The 24,124-nt window shown below is 56.7% G+C and carries 27 protein-coding genes; 12 read left to right on the forward strand and 15 right to left on the reverse strand.

The features are described from left to right. Positions 1 to 2: 2 nt before the first annotated feature. Complete coding sequence (locus PUV54_RS09670) at positions 3 to 1,352, forward strand: hypothetical protein (protein WP_274492023.1); 1,350 nt, start codon at positions 3 to 5, stop codon at positions 1,350 to 1,352. 71 nt (positions 1,353 to 1,423) lie between these two features. Beyond that, on the forward strand, positions 1,424 to 1,639 hold the full coding sequence (locus PUV54_RS09675; RefSeq protein WP_274492024.1) for a hypothetical protein: 216 nt from the start codon (positions 1,424 to 1,426) through the stop codon (positions 1,637 to 1,639). A 13-nt stretch (positions 1,640 to 1,652) separates the two neighbouring features. On the opposite strand, the gene PUV54_RS09680 is transcribed toward PUV54_RS09675, so the two are convergent. The 3 genes from PUV54_RS09680 to PUV54_RS09690 form a co-directional block, all read right to left on the reverse strand. Beyond that, the gene (locus tag PUV54_RS09680; protein WP_274492025.1) at positions 1,653 to 2,117 is read right to left on the reverse strand and encodes a hypothetical protein; all 465 of its coding nucleotides are present in this window, start codon (positions 2,115 to 2,117) and stop codon (positions 1,653 to 1,655) included. Beyond that, complete coding sequence (locus PUV54_RS09685; protein WP_274492026.1) at positions 2,114 to 3,343, reverse strand: sulfite oxidase; 1,230 nt, start codon at positions 3,341 to 3,343, stop codon at positions 2,114 to 2,116. The genes PUV54_RS09680 and PUV54_RS09685 overlap by 4 nt, the downstream gene beginning before the upstream one ends. Positions 3,344 to 3,421: 78 nt before the next feature. Further along, complete coding sequence (locus PUV54_RS09690) at positions 3,422 to 5,212, reverse strand: tetratricopeptide repeat protein (RefSeq protein ID WP_274492027.1); 1,791 nt, start codon at positions 5,210 to 5,212, stop codon at positions 3,422 to 3,424. Positions 5,213 to 5,384: 172 nt separating this feature from the next. Between PUV54_RS09690 and xseA the strand changes: the two genes are divergently transcribed. The 6 genes from xseA (at position 5,385) to PUV54_RS09720 (ending at position 9,334) form a co-directional block, all read left to right on the forward strand. Beyond that, positions 5,385 to 6,830: an exodeoxyribonuclease VII large subunit gene (gene xseA, locus PUV54_RS09695; RefSeq protein ID WP_274492028.1), complete on the forward strand. Its 1,446-nt coding sequence runs from the start codon at positions 5,385 to 5,387 to the stop codon at positions 6,828 to 6,830. Between the two features lie 54 nt (positions 6,831 to 6,884). Further along, complete coding sequence (locus PUV54_RS09700) at positions 6,885 to 7,103, forward strand: DUF2093 domain-containing protein (RefSeq protein ID WP_420797954.1); 219 nt, start codon at positions 6,885 to 6,887, stop codon at positions 7,101 to 7,103. Next, entirely contained in the window at positions 7,100 to 8,116 is a 1,017-nt protein-coding gene (locus PUV54_RS09705; RefSeq protein ID WP_274492030.1) for a M23 family metallopeptidase, read from the forward strand. Before PUV54_RS09700 ends, PUV54_RS09705 begins: the two co-directional genes overlap by 4 nt. 79 nt (positions 8,117 to 8,195) lie before the next feature. Beyond that, entirely contained in the window at positions 8,196 to 8,390 is a 195-nt protein-coding gene (locus PUV54_RS09710) for a (2Fe-2S)-binding protein (RefSeq protein WP_274492031.1), read from the forward strand. 141 nt (positions 8,391 to 8,531) lie between these two features. Next, a complete protein-coding gene (gene bfr / locus PUV54_RS09715) occupies positions 8,532 to 9,011 on the forward strand; it encodes a bacterioferritin (protein ID WP_274492032.1) in 480 nt (159 codons plus the stop codon). Then, a complete protein-coding gene (locus tag PUV54_RS09720; protein ID WP_274492033.1) occupies positions 9,011 to 9,334 on the forward strand; it encodes a Kazal-type serine protease inhibitor family protein in 324 nt (107 codons plus the stop codon). Before bfr ends, PUV54_RS09720 begins: the two co-directional genes overlap by 1 nt. 3 nt (positions 9,335 to 9,337) lie before the next feature. On the opposite strand, the gene PUV54_RS09725 is transcribed toward PUV54_RS09720, so the two are convergent. The 4 genes from PUV54_RS09725 to PUV54_RS09740 are packed head-to-tail and all read right to left on the reverse strand — an operon-like array spanning position 9,338 to position 13,285. Further along, a complete protein-coding gene (locus tag PUV54_RS09725; protein ID WP_274492034.1) occupies positions 9,338 to 10,279 on the reverse strand; it encodes a lysophospholipid acyltransferase family protein in 942 nt (313 codons plus the stop codon). Positions 10,280 to 10,288: 9 nt separating this feature from the next. After that, positions 10,289 to 11,260 carry a tetraacyldisaccharide 4'-kinase gene (gene lpxK / locus PUV54_RS09730; RefSeq protein WP_274492035.1) on the reverse strand — a complete coding sequence of 324 codons (972 nt, stop codon included), beginning with the start codon at positions 11,258 to 11,260 and terminating at the stop codon, positions 10,289 to 10,291. Further along, positions 11,260 to 12,564: a 3-deoxy-D-manno-octulosonic acid transferase gene (locus tag PUV54_RS09735; protein WP_274495220.1), complete on the reverse strand. Its 1,305-nt coding sequence runs from the start codon at positions 12,562 to 12,564 to the stop codon at positions 11,260 to 11,262. The genes lpxK and PUV54_RS09735 overlap by 1 nt, the downstream gene beginning before the upstream one ends. 19 nt (positions 12,565 to 12,583) lie before the next feature. Continuing rightward, entirely contained in the window at positions 12,584 to 13,285 is a 702-nt protein-coding gene (locus tag PUV54_RS09740; RefSeq protein ID WP_274492036.1) for a lysophospholipid acyltransferase family protein, read from the reverse strand. Between PUV54_RS09740 and PUV54_RS09745 the strand changes: the two genes are divergently transcribed. Then, positions 13,284 to 15,197 (forward strand): ABC transporter ATP-binding protein, encoded by a 1,914-nt coding sequence (locus tag PUV54_RS09745; RefSeq protein ID WP_274492037.1) that lies wholly within the window; start codon positions 13,284 to 13,286, stop codon positions 15,195 to 15,197. The two genes, PUV54_RS09740 and PUV54_RS09745, sit on opposite strands and share 2 nt — an antisense overlap. Here PUV54_RS09745 and PUV54_RS09750 read toward each other — a convergent pair whose 3' ends face one another. Genes PUV54_RS09750 through PUV54_RS09770 form a run of 5 tightly spaced genes read right to left on the reverse strand, consistent with a single transcriptional unit; the run spans position 15,198 to position 18,909 of the window. Beyond that, on the reverse strand, positions 15,198 to 15,896 hold the full coding sequence (locus PUV54_RS09750) for a protein tyrosine phosphatase family protein (RefSeq protein ID WP_274492038.1): 699 nt from the start codon (positions 15,894 to 15,896) through the stop codon (positions 15,198 to 15,200). 9 nt (positions 15,897 to 15,905) lie between these two features. Next, positions 15,906 to 16,139, reverse strand: a complete 234-nt coding sequence (locus PUV54_RS09755) for a DUF4170 domain-containing protein (protein WP_274492039.1) — start codon at positions 16,137 to 16,139, stop codon at positions 15,906 to 15,908. Between the two features lie 21 nt (positions 16,140 to 16,160). Further along, positions 16,161 to 17,504 carry a TldD/PmbA family protein gene (locus tag PUV54_RS09760; protein ID WP_274492040.1) on the reverse strand — a complete coding sequence of 448 codons (1,344 nt, stop codon included), beginning with the start codon at positions 17,502 to 17,504 and terminating at the stop codon, positions 16,161 to 16,163. Positions 17,505 to 17,553: 49 nt separating this feature from the next. Continuing rightward, entirely contained in the window at positions 17,554 to 18,192 is a 639-nt protein-coding gene (locus tag PUV54_RS09765; protein WP_274492041.1) for a glutathione S-transferase family protein, read from the reverse strand. 3 nt (positions 18,193 to 18,195) lie between these two features. Then, positions 18,196 to 18,909: a glutamine amidotransferase-related protein gene (locus tag PUV54_RS09770; RefSeq protein ID WP_274492042.1), complete on the reverse strand. Its 714-nt coding sequence runs from the start codon at positions 18,907 to 18,909 to the stop codon at positions 18,196 to 18,198. Positions 18,910 to 18,994: 85 nt separating this feature from the next. On the opposite strand from PUV54_RS09770, the gene PUV54_RS09775 reads away from it, so the two are divergent. Further along, positions 18,995 to 19,774, forward strand: coding sequence for an enoyl-CoA hydratase (locus tag PUV54_RS09775; protein WP_274492043.1), 780 nt, complete (start codon positions 18,995 to 18,997; stop codon positions 19,772 to 19,774). On the opposite strand, the gene PUV54_RS09780 is transcribed toward PUV54_RS09775, so the two are convergent. From PUV54_RS09780 to PUV54_RS09790, 3 genes are all read right to left on the reverse strand, one after another. Next, positions 19,771 to 20,427: a cytochrome b/b6 domain-containing protein gene (locus tag PUV54_RS09780; RefSeq protein WP_274492044.1), complete on the reverse strand. Its 657-nt coding sequence runs from the start codon at positions 20,425 to 20,427 to the stop codon at positions 19,771 to 19,773. The genes PUV54_RS09775 and PUV54_RS09780 overlap by 4 nt on opposite strands. Positions 20,428 to 20,442: 15 nt before the next feature. Next, positions 20,443 to 20,955, reverse strand: coding sequence for a c-type cytochrome (locus PUV54_RS09785; RefSeq protein ID WP_274492045.1), 513 nt, complete (start codon positions 20,953 to 20,955; stop codon positions 20,443 to 20,445). Positions 20,956 to 21,089: 134 nt separating this feature from the next. After that, entirely contained in the window at positions 21,090 to 21,407 is a 318-nt protein-coding gene (locus tag PUV54_RS09790) for a PGPGW domain-containing protein (protein WP_274492046.1), read from the reverse strand. Positions 21,408 to 21,601: 194 nt separating this feature from the next. Here PUV54_RS09790 and PUV54_RS09795 point away from each other — a divergent pair, with 194 nt between their 5' ends. Together PUV54_RS09795 and PUV54_RS09800 are read left to right on the forward strand one after the other, a co-directional pair. After that, complete coding sequence (locus tag PUV54_RS09795; protein WP_274492047.1) at positions 21,602 to 23,143, forward strand: UbiD family decarboxylase; 1,542 nt, start codon at positions 21,602 to 21,604, stop codon at positions 23,141 to 23,143. A 26-nt stretch (positions 23,144 to 23,169) separates the two neighbouring features. Next, positions 23,170 to 23,841: a hypothetical protein gene (locus PUV54_RS09800; protein ID WP_274492048.1), complete on the forward strand. Its 672-nt coding sequence runs from the start codon at positions 23,170 to 23,172 to the stop codon at positions 23,839 to 23,841. Positions 23,842 to 24,124: the final 283 nt, after the last annotated feature.

Raw genomic sequence — 24,124 nt, forward strand, 5'->3', positions numbered from 1 at the left:
CTATGCCGGAACGAAAACGGGAAATTCCAGACGGGCCATTGAACCGGTTAGGTCTGAAACTCGCGCCGGTGTTCCGGCCCTTGATGCGCGTTTACGCCCCGTTTGGCCGCCGCAGCGCAAAATTTCTCGATTATCTGGCTGAAGATGACGCCAGACGCGGACGCTCGGCGCTCGTGCTGGCGTTGTCGGTCAATCTTGTGGTCCTCACGCTGATGTCGACTTTCGCGCGGGTCAGGATCTGGATTCCCAACGCGCCGAGCGACACGATCCAGGTGACGCTTGTGGAAACTTTGCCGCTCGATCTGCCTCTCCGTGACCCGGAGATCGAACTTGAGCCCGAACCGGAGCCTGAGCCGGAAGAAGAAGAGCCCGAACCGGAAATCGTCGAAGAGCCTGAGCCCGAACCTGAGCCGGAACCAGAACCCGAGCCCGAAGAAGAACCGGTGCAGGAAGAAGCTGAGCCGGAGCCCGAGCCCGAGATTGTCGAGGAGCCGGAACCGGAGCTTCAACTCAATCTGGATGAAGAACCGCTGCTGGCGCCAGAGGCGCAAGAACCCGAACCGCTGATTCCCGATCCGGCGCCGGCTGAAGAAGATGATCTTTCACTTCCGGAACCGGAGCCAGTTGAAGAAGAACAAACGCCTTTAGAGGACGATGAGGAACCGCTGGTCGACGAAGAGCCGCAATCGCCGCTGGAGAGTGGTCTTGATGATATCGTCGGTGAAGATGATTCTGCCGGTGAAGAAGAAGCGACAGACGAAGAAGACGAAACCGAAGAGCTTGCGCAGGACGAGCCCGAAGAAATCACTGGCGATGACATGTTCGATGAGGAACCGTCTTTCACCGGGCGGCGTTACGTTCTGCCGCAAGTGCAGTTGCCGGTAGGCGAAGCAGCAATTTCGCCGGGCGACTCGGGTGTTGTTGCTATTTTCTGTCCCGAACAGTTTGACGATGACGACAAGGCGCAGGAATGTGCAGGTCGTCGTGAAATCCGTTCGGGCTGGACACCGGGCTCGAGCGGTGAAGACTGGTCGCGAGCGACAGAATTGTTAGAGGACTCGCGCGAGCGGGGTGTTTCTGGCCCGACTGCCGGACCGGTGGCGGAGAGATTGGCGCGCGAGCGCGCCCGTCAGCTTGCTGAAGAACTGCGCAATCCAAGCGGCGGTCAGGATGATCTCAACAACCTGCCCGATGCAGGTGACGACAATATTATGCGCGGAGTTGAGGGTAACCGGCCCGGTGTCGGACCGGCGCCGTTCGAGCCGTCATGGAGTTTGCGCGATGACACCCAGCTTTCGGAAGAAGAGATCCGCCGGATGGAAGAAGAGTTGATCGAAGACGATAACGACTAGTTTCGCAGAAACAATTCGTGATTTGTTTAGCTCATTTCCGTTCCCACGTAGCCTAGTTGTCGGAGGCGTTCATGCTCGAAAAAATAGGCTTAGCGGCGCTTGTTATTCTGATCGCGTCAGAAACCTTCGCCGTGTCTGAGGCTGTGCTCTGGTCTACGGTTTATGCTTTCCATTGGGGCGCGGCTGCGGGTACCGCAGCCCTCGTCATTTCTATTGCATTAGGAGCGAGCGCCGGTTTTGGTATATTCCGGCTGTCGCAGATCGCGAAACAGAGCGAGCGGCCGTAACGGCTCTGCTAAGTTATTCGTGCCCGAATTCGCGGGTTAGGTAATCGAGAATTTCGTCTCGTGTATCGGGTGTGAGTTCCGCCATGCCCTGTTTCTTCACCATCCAGGTGAGAAGGTAGTCCCAGCCTTCGTGCGTCTGGCGTTGCTGCATGACGATTTGCAACGAATGACACGCGCCGCAATAGGCTGATACGTTTTCGACGCCATCGCTGCGCGGCAAGCCCCAGTACTCATCCAACGGATCGAATTTGGAAGAATGCCCTTTTTCTTGTCTCTTTGCGTAGGGCGTCAAGGCGAGGTAAGCAGGCGCATAGTTGATCTCGCCTGACCAGGTTTTAGCCATCGATGTAGATGGGGATTCTTTCTGAGCAGAAGTCATTTCACCATCAGATGTAAACAGCCGCATGAATAGCATGACGACAATCACCATAGCGGCGAGTGTCAAAGCGCGCGCGAAGATGTTCCGCGCCGTTGTCATAAGGCGAAGATCGCGATGCGGTGCTGCAGATTGTTGAGGTAGCCTCGCGGATTCCAGCCCGGTTGCGTTGCCGGTTGCATGCGGCCCGCATCATCCGTTGCACGCGCCCAGACTTCGTAATAACCGGCTTCGGGCAGAGTGAGTTCGACGCGCCAATGCTGCCATGCATAGCGGTTGACTGGCGCGGAGAGTTCTGCGCGGGTCCATGTGGCGCCGAAGTCGATGGAAACGTCCATCGCTGCAACTTCGTTGTCACCCGCCCATGCGTGACCTCGGACTTCGAAAACATCGCCTGCACTCACGCGTGCACCGGTCTGCGGCGCGGTGATCAGCGACTTTACCGGCATGGATTGAATGATTTCCATATCTTCGTCGGGGACTTCGGTCCCCGGCGCGACCGGATAGCGTGGCACGCGATAGGACTGACCGGTCATTTTTGCACCGTCATGTTCGCGATCGCGCACTTCGATGCGCGTCAGCCATTTTTGCGAACATGAACCGGGCCAGCCGGGCGCTGCCAGCCGTAAGGGATATCCATTCAGCAAGGGTATATCGCCGCCATTCATGGCGTAAGCGATGATGGTGTGCGGCTCTATCGCTTTTTCTATTGGTATGCCACGCGAAAGCGGAGATTTTTCAGGATCGCCGGATAGATGAATGTCGGCGCCGTAATGGCCCGTGTAAACGGCGGTGGATTTTACGCCAGCGCGATCCAGCACGTCGCGCAGGCGCACGCCCGTCCAGTTCGCGCAACTGACAGCGCCGAACGTCCATTGGTTGCCGCGCGCGGCAGGCGTCATGAATTTACGGCCGTTGCCGCCGCATTCGATTTGAAGTTGTAGCTTTACTTCTTCAAAATCGTTCTTGAGATCATCGATCGAAAGGTCGAGCGTCGTTTCGACTTCGCCATCAATGACAAGCCGCCAGTCCGCGACGTCTTCAGCAGTGACCGCCGGCGTCAGGCCGTTGTTGCGCACGAACATGTGCTCGCCGGACGTTACGTTTTCATCAAGCAGATGCGGCGGCGTTTCCGCTGCAATCGGGCGATCGCTCAAAACCGAAAGCCCTGATTTGCCGGGAAGGATGTTTTCCTGCGCGAGTGCGACGGGTTGCATGCCCGCTGGCAAGAACCGCGCGAAGGGAACCGGAAAACCCAGAACAGAGAACGCTGCGCCACCGCTGATCAGCGCCCGGCGTGTAAGCCGATGCTTTGTTGTGTCCATCATAAAAATCGCCCCAATCTCGGGTAGGAGTTTAGGGCGATTTTACGAGCAATGCGAAAGCGGCTTTACGCCGCTCCCGGTTTAGAGTTGCGCAAGGGCTGGGTGGACCTTCTTGCCGCCGAGCCATGCATCCTTGAATAACCCGTTCGCGTATTTTGCGCCGTTCTTGTCGCCCTGGGCCTTGTAGGTTTCTGAAAGCCCGAAAAGCACCCAAGCGTTGTTCGGCGACTCCGTCAGAGATTCGAGGAACAACTGTTCCGCGCGTTCGACCTTGCCAGCCTGCAGCAGCATCGAGGCAAGGGTCTGTTTCGCTGGATAATACCAGTATGGGGGTTCCGTATAGGCAATGCCTTCCTGAAGAGCGACGGCGTCTTCCATGGCTTCAATCGCCGTGCTGAAGTTTCCTTCAGCGGCGGAAACCCGTGCAATGATCGTAAGGCGCGCGATGTTGAGAATATCGAGCGCCGGTACGCCGCCTTCAGTGAGGTTGGTGAAGTCTGCTTCTGCAATCAGCGAACTTATTTCTTCGGCTTCGCCCATGGCGGAAAGAAGTTCGCCGTTTTTGACGTAAGCCTCGCCTTGCGCATAGTGCCAGGCGCCTTTGAGGAATGGCATCTCATCGCCAGGACTTTCCGTAGACAGAATATCTGCCGGATCGGCATATTGAACCATGGCGTAGTATGGCGCGGCCTTGATTGGCTGCACCCACGGCGCGGCGGCGGCCATATCAATCGGCAGCTTCTCGTCGAGCTTCGCCGCCATGGCGAGTGCGGTTTCCGCATCTCCCGCCATCTGCGCCGACGTCATGGCGAAATGAATGTTGTGGGTAAAGTAGCCATATTCATAAAGAATGCTGGCGTCGGCCCCGGCGAGATAGGTTTCATCTGCCGCGACAGCATCAATATTATGGTCGAGCGACTCTTTAAAACGTCCAATGCGGTAATAGGTGTGCGACGGCATGTGGACCAGGTGGCCTAAGCCGGGAGTCACTGCCGCCAAATGGTCGGCATAGTCGGCCGCGCGATACGGGTCGCGAGACGCCTCCGTAATGTGGATATAAAGGTGGATCGCCGCCGGATAATCGGGGTTGCGCGCAAGCACGCCTTCAAGCAGTGAAATAGTACGCGCCGTGCGACCTTTGGGAGAGCGTCCGCCTTCGCCCCAGTAATCCCACGCTTGCGTGTCCATGTTCGCCTCGGCGGCGAGCGACGCGATCATGTCGTCATCGGGATATTCAATCGCCACCGCGTCCATCGCATCGGCGAAGGCGTTATCGAGTTTTGACCGATCAGCGATTGGCATTTCCTGATAGCGATAGCCAAGGGCATTAATCAGCGCGCGTTCTTTTTCGCTGGCGTTGTCACGCAACGAAATTGCTTTGTTGATCGCGGTCCATGCCGGCGCCACGGCTTCTTCAAACATCGGCGCGTTTATATTCGGGCCGTATGCAAAAGCCTCACCCCAATAACACATGGCGCATTTGGGATCGATTTCCTGCGCTTTTTTGAACGCTTTGACTGCGGCGGTGTGATTAAAGCCGAACGTAAAAGCGAGGCCTTGATCAAACCAGGCTTGCGCTTCTGGTTCTGACGTCGTTATGGCGTAAGCGATATCGCCGAGGCCCGACCGCAGCATATTGTCCATGTTCTGCGGTTCTTCCGTCGCTTGCGCATAGGCTTTCGCAGCGGAAACGAAAAACGCGCGGCGCTTGGCGAGACCGTCCGGGTTTTCACCGCACAAGGATCGCGCAATCGCCAGCGGATGCAAAAACGGCAAGGCGGCATCGTCGTCTGAAACAGATGTCGCCGTCATGGTGACGCCGCCAAGGGCGACCGCGGCTGCCGCGGCGCCCAGGAACAGTTTGGTTTTCATCGATCTTCCCCTTCTAAAGAAAATTCAAGTGCTGTTGAGGCTCCCATTAGCCGCGCCCGGCGGAAGGGCCTGTGTTCGTCATCACATGAAACTATCATCGCCGAAGGCGCTTGCCGTCTCTCTCCGGCAAAGCCAGCTTATACGCGCTCGCAAAACATGCTTTAACACGAATATGTCTGAACAACAGCCCGGCGCAGCAGTCGGAAACATCCGTGAATACTCGGTTTCAGAGCTTTCGGGCGCTGTGAAACGTACGATTGAGGACGCATTCGGGCTAGTGCGCGTCAAGGGCGAACTTGGCCGGGTCACGCGTGCGGCGTCGGGACATATGTATCTCGATCTCAAAGATGAAAAATCGGTCATCTCCGGCGTCATGTGGAAGGGGATGGCGGCGCGCCTATCCATCAACCCTGAACAGGGTATGGAAGTGGTGGCGACGGGGCGGATGAGCACCTTCCCGGGTCAATCGCGCTATCAGTTGATCATCGACACCCTCGAGCCTGCCGGCGTTGGCGCGCTGATGGCGCTGTTCGAAGAACGTAAAAAGAAGCTTGCAGCGGAAGGTTTGTTCGCGCCGGAACGGAAAAAACCGCTGCCGTTTCTGCCGGAAGTCATTGGCGTTGTAACGTCGCCGTCAGGCGCTGTTATCCGCGATATCCTGCACCGGTTGCGCGAGCGTTTTCCCCGTCATGTGATTGTCTGGCCGACGCTGGTGCAGGGCAGGGGGGCGGAAGAAAAGATCGCGGCGGCGATTGAAGGGTTTAACAAGTTAAAACCAGACGGCGATGTTCCGCGTCCGGATGTTCTGATCGTTGCGCGCGGCGGCGGTTCATTGGAAGACTTGTGGTGCTTTAATGAGGAGGTTGTTGCGCGCGCCGCAGCGGCGAGTGACATTCCGCTGGTTTCCGCCGTGGGGCATGAAACGGACACGACCCTGATCGACTATGTCGCCGACAGGCGCGCGCCGACGCCCACAGCGGCGGCTGAAATCGCCGTGCCCGTGCGTTCGGAACTTTTAAGCGAGCTGTTGAACAAGGAGCGGCGGTTTACGGGTTCTGCAGTGCGGTTAATCGAGACGCGCAAGGCGGCGCTGCAATCGGCCTCGCGCGGTTTTGGCCGGCCAGAGGATATTCTAGGCGCGGCGACCCAGCGACTAGACCGAGCGGCAGACGGGTTGCGTTCAGGGCTTCGCGCGCGGCTCGATAATGCGTTGACGTCGCTCGCGCGTGCTAGCGGGCGGCTGACGCCAAATCTGCTCGCAGCCGGGTTTGCGATGCGTGAAAACCACATAGCCGCCGCGTGGTCGCGCGTTTCAGACCGCACCGAGCGTCTGTTGACTGACCGGCAAGCAAGGCTTGCCTCAGTATCGCGGGTGTTGGCTGCAGTTTCCTATGAGAATGTCCTCGAACGCGGGTTCGCCCTCGTCCGTGACGAGGGTGGTGGCCTGATCCGCAGGTCAAGCGATGCGGCTGGTTCCCGGGGCGGGGAAATCCAGTTCGCCGACGGCGCGCGCGGGTTCCGTTTCGACGCACTCGCAGGTGAAAAACGTCCCAAAAAAGAACCAGCAAAATCAAAGGCCAAAAAGACGCCGCCGCGCCAGCAGCGGCTTTTTGACTAACCGCCTTGAGGCGCGGTATTGATGTTTTCCCTGTTATCTGCAGCGCTGAATTTTATGAATCCGTTCGACACCATCAGTTCCGACGACGAAGCGATCATCGAGTATGATGATGGCGATTTCCATGTGGTGAAGCCCGGCGCCTTTGTGATTTGCGCCGTCTCGGGAACGCGAATTCCGCTCAAGGCCTTGCGCTACTGGAGCGTCGACAAGCAGGAACCCTATCTCGACGCAGCGACTGCGTTGCAAGCCATGAAGGAAGCGGGATCGTCATGATGAAACAGAGTTTGTTTGTTGCAGGCCTATTGTTGGCGTTCTCGTCATTGGCGGGTGCAATTGCACAAGGCGCTGATACGGAAACGGAAGCGAAGTTGCCGGCGCCAGGCGCCAAGGTGCTGAATACTGAATCCACCGATAAAGAAAAGTCGATGCTGCGCCGCGCCGACTTTGCTGAAGCGATGCAGCAGGTTGCTGAACGGCAAAAGGTTTTCTCCGGCGCGCCGGAAATGTTCACGCTGGAAGGCGATCTTGCGCAAGGAGGATTGGCGTTCGGCCAGACGGAACGCGGCGCCAAGGTGATACTCGACGGCAAAGACGTCATGGTCGATAACGATGGACGCTTTCTCGTGGGCTTCGGGCGCGACAGCGCATTGTCAGCGTTGCTAGTGGTTGAATTTCCCGATGGACGTGTTGAACGCCGCTCATTCGAGATTGAGGATCGCGAATTTCCGACCCAGCGCATTGACGGTCTTGATCAGTCAAAAGTTTCTGGTTTTACAGAAGAGCAGTTAGCCAAGATCGCTGTCGATTCGGCCAAGAAAAAAGCCGCGCGCGCCGAAACACAAGAGCTGGCCGACTGGTCTTTGGGTTTTGACTGGCCCGTGGTCGGCCGGATCAGCGGCGTTTTCGGCTCGCAGCGCATTTTGAACGGCGAGCCAAAACGTCCTCACTCCGGCGTCGATGTGGCCGCACCGACCGGCACGCCGATCTATGCCCCGGCGCCGGGTGTTGTCCGCCTCGCCGAAGAGGACATGTATTTCGAGGGCGGTCTCGTACTCCTCGACCATGGCCACTGGCTGGAGAGCGCGTTCCTGCATATGTCGAGGGTTGATGTTGAACCTGGCCAGCGGGTCGAAAAGGGAGATATTATCGGCGCGGTCGGTGCGACGGGGCGGGTAACAGGCCCGCATCTTCACTGGAGTATGAAATGGGCAGGCGAGCTGGTGGATCCGCAGCTAATCGCCGGAATCATGCCAAAAGAAGCGCCAACCCGGACATCCGGCGATTAATCATTTTGTAATTGACAATCATTATTAATTGCACCATCTATTGAGGGTCGGCTTGTCCGCCGGCCAGAGAAGATGGCTTATGTATATTTGTATCTGCAACGCGCTGAAGGACAGTGAACTCGCTGAAGCGAGCAACGACGCGCGCACGGTTTCAGAGGTCTTCAAGCGCTGCGGCCGCCGCCCTCAATGCGGCAAATGTTTGCCTGACGTTGCGCAACTGATCGAAGACGCGCGTTGCGTTGAAAACGGCGCGCAAACGATCGCCGCCGAATAAACCCTCTTACAAATTATTAGCATTCACACTGATCGCGCAAAAATGTGCGCGATTGATAGGCGCTTGCAAAGATAATCCTTTGACAGAGCATATGATCGTTTATTTTGACCTTAGCGAATCGAACAGCAGGAGAGTTTATCCGTGAAAGGCGACCAGAAAGTCATCGATTATCTCAACAAGGCGTTGAAGCTCGAATTGACAACGGTCAATCAGTATTTCCTGCATGCGCGCATGTTAAAGGATTGGGGTTTCGAACGTCTTGCAAAAGTTGAGTACGACGAGTCTATCGATGAAATGAAACACGCCGATGAATTGATCGAGCGTATTTTGTTTCTCGAAGGCCTGCCGAACGTTCAGGATCTCGACAAGGTTTATATCGGCGAAAACGTCAAGGAAATTCTTGAGTGCGATTTACGCGCGGAAAAGCGCGCGCATCCGCTCTATATTGAAGCGATCGCGTATTTCGAAAGCGTCAAGGATTATGTGAGCCGGGAGTTGCTGGTGCGCATTCTTGAGTCCGAGGAAGAGCATATCGATCATCTCGAAACGCAACTGAGCCTTATCGATAAGATCGGCGAGAAAAACTACATGCAGTCGCAAATGAAGAAGTGCGACGAGTGATGTTGCGCGCTGTCGCTCTTCTCCTTTTTGTCGCGGCCTGCACCACAGGAACGCCTGACAGCAGCGATCCTGAAATCGGCGAGACCGGCGGGCTTTGCGGCGGCATTGGCGGGTTTCAATGTGAGGCCCAAGGCGATTATTGCGCCTTGGCGGCTGGCGATTGCGTGGAAATCGCCGACGCTGCGGGGATTTGCCGGGCAAAGCCGCGCTTTTGCACCAAGGACTATCGTCCGGTTTGCGGATGCGACGGGGAAACCTACTCCAACGCCTGCATGGCGGCGTCCGCAGGGGTGAACGTCGCCAGCGTAGGCATCTGTGAATAAACTTTAGTCTTTTGGCCAGCGTCGGTGGAACCATAACCACTGTTCTGGCCGCGCATGAATATCGGTTTCGAGCGTCTGGTTGATTTTCACTGTCAGGTTATAGATGTCATCACGCATTAATCCTGTTGGTTCGAATGCCATGGGCTCGTGCACATGCATTCGAAAATGCGCACCCGTTAAACGTTCCATGTTCAGGTAGACGACTGGCGCCTTGTGCTTGATGGCGAGGCGCGCCGCCGCAGGCGCGGTCATCGCCGGTTTTCCCATAAACGGAACTGAGATGCCTGAATTCAGCTTTTGATCGACCAGCATCAGCACCGAACGCCCCTCTGACAGGGACTGCATCAGCGTGCGTCCGCCGCGTTTGCCCTTGGGGATCTGATACCGCGACATGGTCTTCGCGCGATGTTTGATGATTAGCTCATCCGTCAGCGGATTGTTGGCGGGGCGATAGACAAAGCCATAATTTACACCGGAGTTCAGGAGTGTCGCCATAAACAACTCCCAATTGGCGAAATGCCCCGTGACGAAAATTACCGGGCGGCCCTCGGCAACGATGCGGTCGAGAATTTCCTTGCCCTCGATTTCCATGCGACCGCTTGTTGGTCCAAATTTGTCATGATGGGCGAATTCCCCCGCCACGCGGCCAAGGTTTTCCCAGATATCAGCCGTCACGGCGCGAATTTTTTCAGGGGGCCAGTCAGGATAGATATTGGCGAGGTTGCGCTCGGCCCGTTTGGATGCAGGGCGTATCAGCGGCCCGATCGTGCGGGCAAATTTGCCCGCAAAGGAAGACGCTGCATCGACGCTCATCAGCCTGAAAAAACCGATAAGCCCCCGCATCAACGCAAGCTCGATATAATGACCTGGCGTTACGGGTCTGTTTGAGCGGCGCTCCGGTAGGGCGACGCCGGCATCCGGCCGATTTATGCGTATCTCAGACATTGCTGATGCTTATAGCGCATTTTCGTGTGCTGAAATGCAGGAAAGCAGTTTTTCTGTGAGCGCCTTCGGATTGTTAATACGCATCTCTACAGGGAAAAAAGCGATGTCTGGCTGATAGCTTTGCGACAGTCGAACGAAATCCTTCTCCGTACATATAAGTTTGGCGTTCAGGCGTTCGGCTTTTTGTTTGAGAACATCAAGTTCAGCATCTCTAAAACGATGGTGGTCGGGGAAGGCGATGCTTTCAGCGACGTCATATCCGCAATTAACGAGAAGGCTGAAGAACTGTTCCGGGCGGCCAATGCCGGCAAACGCGATAACACGTTCAGGCGTCGGTGGCTTTGACGGCGCAAGCCATGCGGCAAACTGGCTACCTTCCGCCGAGCCTTCATCACTGACAATGGAGACAACCATATCCGCTCGTTCCGACGCGTCTTTGACTGTCTCGCGAAACGGGCCAGCGGGAAAGGTTTTTTGGGGAGCATCACGTTCGCCGGCGCCAGCGAGCAAGATCGATAAATCTTTTTTCAATGACGGGTTTTGAAAGCCGTCATCCATGATGATGACGTTTGCGCCAGTTTTAGCTGCAAATGCTGCGCCCTCAGGCCGGTTTCGCGCGACCACAGTCGGCGCATGTCTGGCTAACAATAGCGCTTCATCGCCCACATCGCCTGCATTGTGAGACTGCGTATCAACAAGCACAGGGCCTTTCAGCGCGCCGCCATAGCCGCGTGTTAAAAATGCGGATTTTACGTCGCTCTCGACAAGCAGCTTGGCTATCAACAATGCAAAAGGCGTTTTGCCGGCGCCGCCAAGCGTTGCATTGCCGATGCAGATGACGGGCAGTGGCGCAGTCGCGGGCGTTGTCACCTTCCATCGCAGCTTGTGCCCTGCCTGATAGACGGCGGCGGCTGGCGCCAACAATAAGGTGACTGCCCTTGCTGACAATGAATCGCTACGCCAGAACCATGGCTCGCGCATTACGAATTCTTTTCGTGTGTAGCGAGCATGGGTGAAAGCGCGGCGCAGACATCAGCGAGTATGCGCGCGGCGTTCTCCTCAGCACAGGATTTTGCCGCGGCGGTCATGGCCTGGCGGGTTTTTTGATCGGCGAACAGGCGACGCGTCGCCGTAGCAATCTCGCGCTCGTTTCGGGTCAAGGCCGCGCCGCCGGCTTTGCGCATCTCGGCATAGGTTTCGACGAAATTAAAAACATGAGGTCCGTGCAAAATCGCAGCGCCAAGGCGTGCGGGCTCCAACGGATTATGGCCGCCCTTTTCCGTCAAGCTGCCGCCAACAAAACTGACATCGCAAAGGCGATAAAAAATTCCCAGTTCACCAAGCGTGTCAGCAATGTAGATATCGGTTTCAGAGGCGATTTTGTCGTTGTTTTCGCGTCGTGCGGTTTTCAATCCGACGCTGTTCGCCATCCCTTCTATGTCGGCGCCCCGGTCGGGATGACGTGGTGCGATGATCGTCAGCAGATCGGGAAAGGAAGACTTGAGTAGTTTCGCCGCAGACAAAAGCTGTTGTTCTTCGCCCGGGTGCGTACTGGCTGCAAGCCAGCGGCGCCGGGCGCCGATTTGGCTGGCGATATCGGATATCAGTTTTTCATCAGCGGGAAGCGGCGGCGCGGCGTATTTGAGGTTGCCAAGGGACTTGATCGGTTGCCCTGAAAGATGGCTAAGGCGTTCAGCGTTTTGTTGATCCTGCGCGATGATAACGTCAAACGCCGACAATATGTACTTGATGGCGTTAGGCTGACGTTTCCAGTCGTCATAAGATCCCGGCGAGATACGGCCATTCACCAGCGCCATGAATGGAATGCTCGAACGTGCTTTCAAAATAAGGTTCGGCCAGAATTCAGACTCAACAAAAATCGCTGCATCCGGGCGCCAGTGTTCCAGAAAATCTGTAACGTAATGCGGATGATCGAGGGGAATGAATTGATGAAAGGCGCGCTCAGGAAGGCGCTCTTCCAACAGGCGCGCTGAACTTACCGTGCCTGTGGTGACAAGAAAGATCGCGTCCGGGCGCTCGGCTTTCAGCTGATCGACCAGCGGCAACACGGAAAGCGACTCACCGACGCTGGCGCCGTGGATCCAGATGAGAAAACCTTGCGGTCTTTCTCGTTCCGCCTTGCCTTTGCGTTCGCCGATGCGTTCCGCATCTTCCTTGCCGGCTTTCAGTCGCCGATCGAGCGTGAACGCGGCGACAGGCTCCGCAACGCGGCTGAGGGCGCGATACATTTTCAGCCCCAAAGGTTCGCGCATTTCCGTCGTCATCGGCAAGTCGGCAATCCTCTTAGTCGCTTCGTTTCGCGCGCTCGTCTGCTTCCCGCGTGATCTTGTCTATGGCGGTTTCAAGCTCTTTGCGCAGGCGTTCCTGAGCGTCATCATCAGCATATGCGGGCACGATTATAGACGGGCCGACAATGTAATACCCCTTGGAAAACGGTGCGGCCATCAAAAACCGGTCCCATGTGTTTAAACGCGACCCGCGACTGGCGGAATAGGCGATGGGAAGAATTGGCGCGCCGCTGAGCTGCGCAAGACGGATAACGCCGGGTTTGACCTTTTCAGCAGGGCCCGTGGGGCCATCCGGCGTCAGGCCAACCAGATTCTGCCCTGCCAGCGCAGACATCATTTCGGAGACGGCTGCAACGCCGCGTTTGCTTTTGCCGGGCTTGCTGGCGCTTGCGGCCGATCCGCGAATAAACTCGATCCCGAACTGGCTGACGGACTGGGCCATCATCTGCCCGTCCCGATGAGCTGAGACGAGCATGAAGAAACGCCGTTCAGTTCTTCGCTTCAGCATGGGAACCATCAGCAAGCGGTTGTGCCAGAATGCGACGATTACGCCTTTGTCGTGCTGTTCGGCCGCTTCGTAGTGTTCCAGCCCTTCTAGCTCCCAACGAGAGGAAAAGTAGACCAGGCGGATATAAAGGCCGATGAGGAAAGACGCGGCGTGCTGGGCGAAAGCGCTTTTGGCAAGGCGTTTGAGCATGTGCGGTCGTATTCCCGGGCTCGGTGCGGTGGTTGGCGGCTTGCCAAAAGGCGTTCCGCAATTCCGCCTCAAGGTCAATAGGTTGCGCCGAATCGCGGTGTTAGCAACAATGCAATACGAATACGAATGGAATGGTTTCTTGTCGTCTGAAAAAACCGAAATGAAGGATGCTGGTCTGACCACGCGTTTACTGGGCGCGCGTTTGTGGCGGGATTACCTTGTCCGCTACTGGCCGCGTCTTGCATTGGCGCTTGGGGCCATGGCGGTTTATTCGGGCGCGAACGCCTCGATCGCATTCGGTGTTGAATGGATTTTTGGCGCGCTATCTGGCGGCGAATCGGCTGCGCCGCTGGCGCGGGTCTCATATCTCGGGCCGCTTGTCATCGTTCTGTTGGGATTGATCTACGCGGGCTCGCTTTATGCTGTCAGCCGCCTTAATGCCGGGGCTACGCTGTCCGTCCTGCGCGATATTCAAACAGACATGTTCGACCGTCTGACGACGCTCGATTTCGCACAGGTGCGCGGCGAAGTGTCCGGGCAGTTCATTTCACGGTTCACCAATGACGTGATGGTCATGCGCGAAATGCTGACGCGGCTGGCGAACGGCGTGCGCGACGCGCTGACATTTTTGGGTCTTTGTGCTGCGATGATCTGGTTCGACGCCGTGTTGTTTTTGATCATTGTGCTGGTTTACGGCGTAGTAGGGGTTGTCGTCTCACGGATCGGCAAGATCATGCGCTCGACGTCCCGCGATGCACAAGCGCAGGCAGGCGATGTGACGTCTCTCATCAACGAAAGCGTCAGCGGCGCCCGCATGGTGCGAAGTTATCAACTGGAACCGCTTGAGCGTGCTCGCGCCGGCGCAGCTTTCGATGACCGATTGCGTCTGTTAAAAAAGCTCGCCTATACGCGCGCGCTCAATGAGCCGCTAATTTTTATCGCCGGTTCTATTGCCATCGCCATCATCATTGGCGTTGTCGCGCTTAGAATTTCATCCGGCGATATCGCGTTTTCGGAATTCACCGGCTTCATGACGGCGTTGCTGTTGCTATCGCAACCAGCGCGCGGCCTCGGCACGTTGAACGCCGTCGCGCAAGAGGGATTCGGCGCGTTTGAGCGGATGATTGGGCTTATCGACATGACGCCCGCTATCAAGTCCGCGCCTGACGCCATTGATCTGCCGCCGGGAAAGGGAGCCATCACTTTTGACAAGGTTTCGTTTTCCTATGGCGATAAAAACGCTCTGGAAGATATCTCGCTCGAGATCCCGGCTGGAAAGATGGTCGCGCTAGTCGGCGCATCAGGCGCGGGCAAATCGACGCTGATCAATCTGCTGCCGCGCCTTTACGACTGCACGTCGGGTCGCATTCTGCTCGATGGCGAGGATATCCGCAAGGTTTCCTTGCGGTCATTACGTGCGCGTATGGCGCTGGTCAGTCAGGAAGCGATCTTATTCAACATGTCTGCGCTCGAAAACATTGCGTTCGGCCGTCCGGAGGCGGGCAGGGCTGATATTATCCGTGCGGCGGAAAGTGCGGCAGCGAACGAATTCATCAGTACAATGTTAAATGGTTATGACACGGTACTGGGCGAGGGCGGCGCCAACCTTTCCGGCGGTCAGCGCCAGCGTATTGCACTCGCACGTGCGTTTTTAAAAGATGCGCCGATCCTGCTGCTGGATGAGGCGACGTCGGCGCTCGATGCGGAATCGGAAACGAAAATTCAGGAAGCGCTAGTGCGTCTTACCAAAGGGCGCACGACGCTGGTCATCGCGCACAGGTTGTCTACAGTGAAAGACGCGGACATGATTGTTGTCATGGACAAGGGGCGCATTATTGAAACCGGAACCCATGACGAGCTTGTCGCTGTAGACGGAGCCTACGCCAAACAAGCAGCATTGCAGCTAGTCTGATCACTCCCGCCGCAGCAACACATCCATCCAGATGCTGGCGAGTGGTTTCGGTTTGAACTCGCGCTTTAACGCCGCTGGATCATAAGCATCTGAAGCCGCCCAACCGATCAGCGCGTCAGTATCATTGAGCGGAATGTTGTTCGCGCGTGCGTGCTGAATGTACCGCTCAAAAGCGAGATCGATGACGCCGGTCTTCGCGGATTTCACGTGACCGTACTTGAAAGTGAGCTGGTCAAGCGCTTCGTCCAGCGGTTTCTTCTCGTGAAAAAAAAGATACAGCGCCGACATCAGGCCCGCCCGATCCGCGCCGGATTTGCAGTGCATAATGGCGGGGTACTCGACCGCCTCAAACAAGTCGCGTGCGTTGCGCAATACTTCGACAGATGGCGCTTCGCGCGAAAACACCCGGAAGTTGACGAGCGTCAGCCCCAGTTTTTCGCATGCGTCTTCTTCGAGCAGCAAAGCCCCGCTCGGTTTTTCACCGCGCAAGTTGATGACGGTTTTTACGCCGCGTTCTTTCCATTGTTTCAGCTTTGCGGGAGAGGGCTGATAGGTGCGCCACATCTTGCCCGGCGCAATTTCGAACGTGTTGTCGTAGACTTTGCGCAAGAACCCGTGATCGCCAAGCATCAGCGCGCGCCAGGCGCGCCGCCGCCCTTCTGGCGTTGCAAATTCTTCACGGGTAAAGGCGTCGCCCATTATTGAAGCTTAAAACTTTCCATCCCCATCGGGATCAAGAAGCTTATGCATGTGCACAATGAAGTAACGCATATGCGCGTTATCAACGGTTTGCTGTGCTTTCGAACGCCATGCTTTTTCAGCTTCGGCGTAGTTTGGAAAGACCCCGACAATATCGAGCTTGCTCAAATCACGGAAATTGACTTCCTCAAGATTATCAAGCTCGCCGCCGAATACTAAATGAAGCAGTTGCTTGTCGGACATGCATATCTCTCCGTTAGAGTTTTAGTTGCCTGCGATGGTCATCGCCGGGATCAAGACGCTTGGTGCGTTGGTTGCACCGCGAATATCGAGGTCGTTGGCCGGAACAAGCCCGGCGAACATTTCAAGAATGTTGCCGGCGATGGTGATCTCGCTTACCGGGTCAGCGACGGTGCCGTTTTCAAACCAGAAACCGGAGCAGCCAACGGAATAATCGCCCGTATTGGGGTTCACCTGTGGCCCAAACATATCGGTAACGAGGAGGCCCTCTTTCGCGTCGTTTAAAAGTTCATCGAAAGTTTTTTTACCTGGCTCCAGTGTCAGGTTTGTTGAGCCTGAGCCTGGCGCGCCGCCGGTTCCGCGTGCGGCGCGGGCGTTAGTTTCCAGCCCAAGCTGCATCGCTTGTGACGCATTCATCAACCATGCGGTCAGAACGCCATTTTTGATCAGGTCGATGCGAGCATTAACGACACCTTCGCCATCGAACGGGCGCGAGCCCGCACCTTGAAGAACATGTGGATCATCGATGATATTGATGTTTTCGGCAAAAATTTTCTCGCCGAGCTTGTCTTTCAAAAAGCTGACGCCGCGCGCAATGGCGCCGCCGTTCACAGCGCCTGAAAGGTGCGACAGAAGCGAACGCGATAGGCGATTGTCGAATACAACCGGCGCGGTGCGGCTTTTCAGTTTCTGCGGTGACAGTCTTTTGACAGCGCGCTCCCCGGCGTTCTTGCCGATAGCGACCGGGTCGCCAAGGTTCGAAAGGTGCGTTTTCGAATCGTAATCGTAATCGCGCTCCATGCCGTTATCGTCCTGCGCGAGAACACTCACGGAAACGGAATGATTGGAGCCGCCGGATTGGCCGAAGAAACCGTGGCTGGTCATCAGCCACTTCTGGCCTTCGCCATAGCTGGCGCCGGCGCCTGATGAATTGACGACGCCTTTTATGGCAAGCGCCGCCTCTTCGCATGCAGCGGCGCGTTCCTGCAGCGCTTCAGTCGATGGCTCTGCATAATCGCCCAGGTCGAGATCTCTGAACGGGGCTTTCGCCAGCCGGTCGACGGGGGCGAGCCCGCAATAGGGGTCTTCGGGCGCGGACTTCGCCATGGCGGCGCAGCGTTCCGCAAGCTCTTTCAGGCCTGATCGGGAATGGTCAGTTGTTGAAACGCTTGCCTGACGCTTGCCAATCAGGACGCGCAGACCGAGGTCTGCGGCTTCAGACCTTTCCACGTCCTCAAGCTTGCCCATCCGCCAGGAAACGCCGCTGGAAACGGAGTGAAAAAACACCGCGTCCGCGGCCTCGGCCCCGGCGGCTTTGGCGTCGGCGAGGACGGCCGACAGGATCGATTCTGCTTCTTTGCTCTGCATGGGCCGGGGGATAGAGGCTCCCGCCGTTCCGCGCAAGTTGGCCTGAGGTTTAGGCGGAAATTTCCTTTCTCGCACCGTCGCCCCATGCCTTCATGGCGGGCAGGGCGAACATCATGTCGCGCCAGGCCGATGCTTCCGGCGAGAGCGCCACGGGGCCATAAGTGACAAAGCGCGAGACCACAGGCGCATACATGGCGTCGGCGATGGAGAACTTGCCGAACAGAAAATCACCGCCGTTTCCATATTCTTTCCGGCATTTCGTCCAGAGATCATTGATACGGTTGACGTCGCGCTGAACGCCGCCGGCGTTAAGGTGACGCATCCCCTCGCGTGTGAACATCATCGGCCAGACCGTGCGCAGCGCCGCGAACCCTGAATGCATTTCCGCCGAAACAGATCGCGCAATGGCGCGCGCCTTTGGATCTTCGGGCCAGAGCTGTTTTTCCGGAAACAGCTCGTTCAAATATTCCATAATCGCGAGAGAATCCCAGATTTTGACGTCGCCATGCGTAAGGAATGGCACAAGCCCGGAAGGAGATTTCTCGGATAGAATGCCGCGCGTCTCTGGACGGTCGAGCCTGATATTATCTTCCGTAAACGGAATGCCTGCTTGCGTCAGGAGTAACCACGGCCGCAACGACCAGGAAGAAAGGTTTTTGTCGCCAATCGTCAAAATCAGGTCGTCCACGTTTCACCTCGCATGGTTCAAAAAGAAGTTCGCAATCCAGCGGCCCATGAGTTCTCGGTCGCTGCGGTTCTTGTAGCTTGAAAGGCCTGTTTCAACCCTGTCCTTTGGCGTGCGTTCGGCGCGCAGGCGCAAAAGCGCGGCGCCAAAGTCGTGGGCGAATTCGGGATGCGGCTGAAACGAAATCGCCGGGCCTTGCGCATATTCGATGACGCCGTTGGGACAGAAGTCCGATCCGCCAAGAACGCGCGCGCCGGGCGGCGGCGTGACGACTTGATCCTGATGCGAAACGGCGCAGGCGATGCGCCGCGCCGGCGGCGTCATCCATGGCGCGCTGCCGTTCAGTTCATATTTATGCACGCCGACGCCCCAGCCTCTGTCCGATTTAGTAACCTCGCCGCCGAACGCCTGAGCCATCAACTGGTGGCCGAAACAGACGCCCACTTGCGGTTTTCCTGCTTTGGCTGTCAGCCGGGCAAGCTTTTCAGCATTAGTGATCCAACTGTCGCCGTCATATACGCCTGACGGAGAACCAGTGATCAGAAGACCGTCAAATTCGCTGGGGCCTGGCGCCGCTTCGCCTTTGAAAATGGCGGAAGTGGAGAATGAGAACCTAGACGACAGGGGCGCCAGCATCCGTTCGAACATGGCGGGATAAGCGCCATATTCCCGGTTCAGAGGCGCGGGCGGTTCGCCGGTTTCGAGAATGCGGATATGCATGAGTGATCCTCAACTGCGTCCCGTTCTTGATCCCGCGCGGTGCTTCGCGTCAAGTCGCAAAAATTGCGAATAAAGCGAGTGTGATATGAGCGACTATATTTCCCAAACCTGCGACGGCGCCGTTTTGCGGCTTTGCTTCAACCGGCCGGACAAGAAAAACGCCATTACAACGCAAATGTATGCAGCGCTCGCTGATGGTTTGGCGCAAGCGCAGGAAGACAAATCCGTGCGCGCTGTCTTGTTCGAGGGGCGGGGCGATTTTTTCACCTCCGGCAATGACATCGGCGATTTCATGTCCGGCGCGGCGCTTGCTGATGACGCTCATGGCAGCCGCCCGGTGGTGCGGTTTCTGGAAGCGATCGCCACGGCGGAAAAGCCGTTGATCGCAGCCGTCAACGGCCCGGCGGTGGGCGTTGGCGTCACCATGCTGTTTCATTGCGATCTCGTTTATGCGTCTGAGGCTGCGGCGTTCCATACGCCGTTCACCGATCTTGCGGTGGTGCCAGAGGCCGCATCCAGTTTGCTGTTGCCGCGCATTGCGGGTCATCAGCGCGCAGCCGAGATGTTTATTCTTGCCAGCAAGATCGATCCGCACCGGGCGCGCGAGTTTGGCTTCGTCAATGAAGTCGTTGCGGCGGACGCGCTTGAGGAAGCAGCGCTTGGCGCGGCGCGCTCTATCGCTGAAAAGGCCCCTGAAGCGGTGCGCCTCACGAAACAATTGATGAAGGGTGGCCGCGAAGAGGTCCTTGAACGGATGAAAGAGGAAGGCGAGCATTTCGCCGCGCAGCTTCAGTCCGCTGAATTTCGCGAGGCCGGCGCTGCATTTTTGCAAAAGCGCAAGCCGGATTTCTCAAATATCGGCTAAAGCTGCGTCAGCGCCACAGCCGCTCCGGCGATGATGACGCCAATAACGGCGCGGCCAATGGGAAAAGGCCCAATGCCGGACGCGGTCGCGCCTTTGCGCTTGCCGGTCACCATGGGGCCGATCAAATTCGCCCGCAGTGCGATATGATAAAAAAGGACCGCGGCGACGTGGAGCCCGATTAGGCCAACGAGCAAATTGAAATTGGCGTCGTGAAGATCCGACGCCGTGCGGGCCATGTCGAAAGAGACGAGATGCGCCAGCGGACCCGATTCAATGCCGTCCACATCAATCGCGAAGAGCCCAAAGCCGATTTGCGCCGCGAGCGCGGCAAGAAGCGCCAAGACGCTTAAGGCGCCAAGGGCGTTGTGCCCTATTCGCGGCGTATAGGGCCGTTTCAACTTGCGCATATAGGCGAGGATCGCGCCAGGACCTTTGACGAAATCAGAAAAGCGCGCCGTACGCGTTCCGGCAAAGCCCCAATAGATGCGGAAAATCAGAAGCGCCATCAGCGCAAGTCCGAAGCGGCGGTGCCAGTTCATGACGTCGTTCTCGCCAGACCACCACAGAAGCGCGACCAGCGCCACGGTGCTCCAGTGAAAGACGCGCACGCTCCAATCCCAGACGATTGCGTCTTTTTGAGATGCTTCCGTCATTGCGCTGCGGGCGCCTTAGTCATCGACGCGGAAGCTGTCGTGGCAATTCTTGCAGGCGCCGCCGATGCCCTGAACCGCTGAGGCAAGCGAGTCGGCGTCGCCGCTTTGTGCGGCTGTGTTCAATGCGGCGGCGGCCGTTTCAAACCGCTCGACGGCGCTGGCGAATTCTTCCGGTTGTTCCCAGATGGTTGCGAGAGCTTCGGTATCGACGCCAAGCACGGGCGATGTCTCAGGCGGGAACCAGTCGCCGACTTGCGTCGATTGTTCTTCGATGAAGGCGGCAGCCGTTCTAACTGCATCCATATCAGGCGATCCGGCATTCATCTGATCACGGATGGTTTTGAAGGCGCCGCCGATGTCTTCCATGGCTTCGTGGCGTGTATCGGCAATCTCTTGCGCTGCTGCATCGACCGGGCCGCCGGTCTGCTCATTCGATGCGCTGTCGCCGCTTCCGCCGCAGGAGGCGATGAGAACAAGCGCCGCACCGGCGCCAAGTGATTTCAAGATGGCGGATGAAGTCGAAGACATAGATTCTCCTTTTGCGGCGGGTTTCCGTGCAATGGGCGCACCATGACAGAAACGCGTGTGATAACGAATCGAACACGTGTGAGAGTAGAAAGGTCCCAATGCGCCGTCAAATCCGCAAAGAGCCGGCGAGACGTCTATTCCGCCGGCGTCAGCGGGTGCGTCTTGTCGATGGTCTTTTTGATCACCGGGGGCATGCGGTCGCGCCAGCGGCGGAGCTGCGCGTCAAGGTTGGGCCATTTGGTGCGCATGGTCCGGATCAGCCGCTGCACCGCCGGGATGTAAGGCGCGAGCAGCGCAAAACCGAGCGTCAGCATGATCAGGCCGAGAGGAATAGGCAGGGGCAGGACAATCAGCCCTGCGATAACCAGCGTTGTTCCGGTAATCTGATGAACCAACGGCAACATGCCGAACAAAAACTCCCCAGCGGCGACCGCCACGACGAAACTGTGCACTGCAACGATGCAAATGGAAGCTGCTGCAACGCAACTTACTGCCCGACTAACGTAGGCTTCGGTCCCCCTACCGTAAAGTGCGCGGGCGAAAAATAGGTTAAATGGCGCTTCACATTTTATACAGGTTTGCCCGCGCGCCCCTTTGCGGTCACAAGACGCATGGGGCGGGCCGCATTTCCGCCATAAGGTAAGCCATGTCCTATCAATCCCTTCGCGACTTTATCGGCAAACTCGAATCGGCTGGCGAACTGATCCGCGTATCTGAACCCGTGGCGGTGAAGCTCGAGATGACGGAGATCCAGACGCGATTGCTGGCGGCGGGCGGCCCGGCGGTGTTGTTCGAACAGCCGGTGATGGATGACGGATCGATCAGCCCCATGCCGGTGCTGGTTAACCTTTTCGGCACGGTTAAGCGCGTCGCCATGGGGGTGACCCTTGAGGGCAAGGAACGAACGACCGCCGGAGAGCTGCGCGAGGTAGGCGAGCTGCTGGCGTTCCTGCGCCAGCCCGAACCGCCGGGCGGATTGAAAGACGCGCTTGAAATGCTGCCGCTCGCCAAAACCGTCATGGCGATGAAACCGGCGTCACGGGATTGGGGCGCGCCGTGCCAGGAAGTGGTGAAGACCGGCGACGACATCAATCTCGACGAACTGCCGATCCAGACCTGCTGGCCAGGGGAGCCGGCGCCGTTGATCACCTGGCCACTGGTGGTGACCAAAGGGCCGGGGACGCGGCGCGAAGACGATTACAATCTCGGCATCTACCGCATGCAAAAACTCGGGCGCGACAAAACCATCATGCGCTGGCTGAAACATCGCGGCGGCGCGCAGCATCACCAGCGGTGGGGCAAGGAAAAATCTGAACCCCTACCGGCGGCGGCGGTCATCGGCGCCGACCCGGGAACCATTCTCGCCGCTGTGACGCCGGTGCCCGATACGCTGTCGGAATACCACTTCGCTGGGCTGATGCGCGGGAAGAAAGTCGATCTCGTCGATTGCAAGACGCAACCGCTCAAAGTTCCGGCGGAGGCGGAGATCGTGCTCGAAGGGTACGTCTCACTGGATGATTACGCCGATGAAGGTCCGTATGGGGATCATACGGGGTATTATAATTCGGTCGAACGGTTCCCGGTGTTTACCATTACTGCGATCACGCACCGGAAAAACCCCATTTATCTGTCGACGTTCACGGGCCGCCCGCCGGATGAGCCGAGCGTCCTGGGCGAGGCGCTGAACGAGGTGTTCATCCCCCTCCTGCAACAGCAGTTTCCTGAAATTACCGATTTCTGGCTACCGCCCGAGGGGTGCAGCTATCGCATCGCGGTCATCAGTATGAAGAAAGCCTATCCCGGTCACGCCAAGCGGGTGATGATGGGCGCGTGGTCGTATCTGCGCCAGTTCATGTATACGAAATGGGTGATCGTCGTTGATGACGACATCAATGCGCGTGATTGGAAAGACGTGATGTGGGCGGTGTCCACAAAGATGGACCCGGCCCGCGACATCACGGTTATTGAAAACACGCCCATAGATTATCTCGACTTCGCCTCGCCCGAGAGCGGCCTCGGCTCCAAAATCGGCCTCGATGCGACCGACAAACTCCCGCCCGAAACAAACCGCGAATGGGGCGCGGAAATTAGAATGGACGACGACGTGATCAAGCGCGTCGATGAAATGTGGGAGCGACTGGGCCTGCCGGGAAGCGGCAAAGGGGGTTTGGGAAAAATCATAACTTAGAACTAAAAAATTGAGAACACACGTGTATGCATGAATCACTAAGAGAAATTCCAGGACGTATTTTGGAAACTGGATTGGCTGCTCTTGCGCAAGCAAATATGCATGCTGTTTTTTGTGATCCGGGAAATGAGCATTGGGAGCGTATTTCAGTATTAAATGCAGCTTTGGCAGGAGAACTAGTATTAAAAGCGATTATTGCAAGGGAGCATCCGTTATTGATATTTCGTGACTTGTTTGGTTTGGATGACACTACATCTGACGATCTTGATATAAATTTGCTTATTAAAAAAGGGAGAACGTATAATTTTGAACGGCTACCTAATTTATTATGGGTGGCTGTAGGAGAAAGAATTCCAGATAGTAAACTTTACGAAGAAATTCAGAAAGTACGAAATTCAATTCAGCATTTCTGCGTTCCTGAGCACCCAGATTTGCGAATGTTATCGTTAGAGTTCATTTATAAAAATATAGACCCGCTTTTAGAAAAGCATTTTGATATGTGTGCGATTGATTTTCATGAAGATCATATGATTGGATATGATTATATTGTAGATTGTTTAATTTCGCGCGAAATACTTTTCAATATTCCAAAAGAGTTTGAAGTTCATAAGATCAATTTGGAAGATCGGTTTTCTTCATGCACTTCTGTATACCGGAGTGAGATGCAAAAGCGCATTCAGAATAAGGCTGATAACTAGCAATCAATCTTTTTCCGCAAGTTTCTCCACTTCCTTACGCTCCCCTTTGGGAAGGGTTCAGTCACCATATAGCGCACCTACCGTTCTCCCCGCTCACCCCGGCGAAAGCCGGGGCCCAGCTAAACATGATAATGCCGGGCGGAGCCCGTCTTTCCGTTTGACTGGATCCCGGCTTTCGCCGGGATGAGCGGATGGTTTTTCTCACAAGTGATTGCTCTGTTCGTAAACGGAGGAGGAGAAAGACGTTTATATCGCCAGAACAGGCGGGAGCCGTTCATGATAC

It is taken from the genome of Hyphococcus flavus, assembly GCF_028748065.1.
In the GTDB taxonomy this organism is placed as follows: domain Bacteria; phylum Pseudomonadota; class Alphaproteobacteria; order Caulobacterales; family Parvularculaceae; genus Hyphococcus; species Hyphococcus flavus.

Bases quoted from the DNA above. Each gene is read 5' to 3' on its own strand.
- PUV54_RS09685 (WP_274492026.1), bottom strand. From the start codon at position 3,343: ATGATGGACACAACAAAGCATCGGCTTACACGCCGGGCGCTGATCAGC.
- xseA (WP_274492028.1), top strand. From the start codon at position 5,385: ATGTCTGAACAACAGCCCGGCGCAGCAGTCGGAAACATCCGTGAATAC.
- PUV54_RS09705 (WP_274492030.1), top strand. From the start codon at position 7,100: ATGATGAAACAGAGTTTGTTTGTTGCAGGCCTATTGTTGGCGTTCTCG.
- PUV54_RS09770 (WP_274492042.1), bottom strand. From the start codon at position 18,909: ATGCATATCCGCATTCTCGAAACCGGCGAACCGCCCGCGCCTCTGAAC.
- PUV54_RS09800 (WP_274492048.1), top strand. From the start codon at position 23,170: ATGCATGAATCACTAAGAGAAATTCCAGGACGTATTTTGGAAACTGGA.
- PUV54_RS09675 (WP_274492024.1), top strand. From the start codon at position 1,424: ATGCTCGAAAAAATAGGCTTAGCGGCGCTTGTTATTCTGATCGCGTCA.
- PUV54_RS09690 (WP_274492027.1), bottom strand. From the start codon at position 5,212: ATGAAAACCAAACTGTTCCTGGGCGCCGCGGCAGCCGCGGTCGCCCTT.
- PUV54_RS09700 (WP_420797954.1), top strand. From the start codon at position 6,885: ATGAATCCGTTCGACACCATCAGTTCCGACGACGAAGCGATCATCGAG.
- PUV54_RS09725 (WP_274492034.1), bottom strand. From the start codon at position 10,279: ATGTCTGAGATACGCATAAATCGGCCGGATGCCGGCGTCGCCCTACCG.
- PUV54_RS09780 (WP_274492044.1), bottom strand. From the start codon at position 20,427: ATGACGGAAGCATCTCAAAAAGACGCAATCGTCTGGGATTGGAGCGTG.
- PUV54_RS09745 (WP_274492037.1), top strand. From the start codon at position 13,284: ATGTGCGGTCGTATTCCCGGGCTCGGTGCGGTGGTTGGCGGCTTGCCA.
- PUV54_RS09760 (WP_274492040.1), bottom strand. From the start codon at position 17,504: ATGCAGAGCAAAGAAGCAGAATCGATCCTGTCGGCCGTCCTCGCCGAC.
- PUV54_RS09785 (WP_274492045.1), bottom strand. From the start codon at position 20,955: ATGTCTTCGACTTCATCCGCCATCTTGAAATCACTTGGCGCCGGTGCG.
- PUV54_RS09740 (WP_274492036.1), bottom strand. From the start codon at position 13,285: ATGCTCAAACGCCTTGCCAAAAGCGCTTTCGCCCAGCACGCCGCGTCT.
- PUV54_RS09720 (WP_274492033.1), top strand. From the start codon at position 9,011: ATGTTGCGCGCTGTCGCTCTTCTCCTTTTTGTCGCGGCCTGCACCACA.
- PUV54_RS09775 (WP_274492043.1), top strand. From the start codon at position 18,995: ATGAGCGACTATATTTCCCAAACCTGCGACGGCGCCGTTTTGCGGCTT.
- PUV54_RS09735 (WP_274495220.1), bottom strand. From the start codon at position 12,564: ATGACGACGGAAATGCGCGAACCTTTGGGGCTGAAAATGTATCGCGCC.
- PUV54_RS09795 (WP_274492047.1), top strand. From the start codon at position 21,602: ATGTCCTATCAATCCCTTCGCGACTTTATCGGCAAACTCGAATCGGCT.
- PUV54_RS09710 (WP_274492031.1), top strand. From the start codon at position 8,196: ATGTATATTTGTATCTGCAACGCGCTGAAGGACAGTGAACTCGCTGAA.
- PUV54_RS09755 (WP_274492039.1), bottom strand. From the start codon at position 16,139: ATGTCCGACAAGCAACTGCTTCATTTAGTATTCGGCGGCGAGCTTGAT.
- PUV54_RS09670 (WP_274492023.1), top strand. From the start codon at position 3: ATGCCGGAACGAAAACGGGAAATTCCAGACGGGCCATTGAACCGGTTA.
- PUV54_RS09750 (WP_274492038.1), bottom strand. From the start codon at position 15,896: ATGGGCGACGCCTTTACCCGTGAAGAATTTGCAACGCCAGAAGGGCGG.
- lpxK (WP_274492035.1), bottom strand. From the start codon at position 11,260: ATGCGCGAGCCATGGTTCTGGCGTAGCGATTCATTGTCAGCAAGGGCA.
- PUV54_RS09680 (WP_274492025.1), bottom strand. From the start codon at position 2,117: ATGACAACGGCGCGGAACATCTTCGCGCGCGCTTTGACACTCGCCGCT.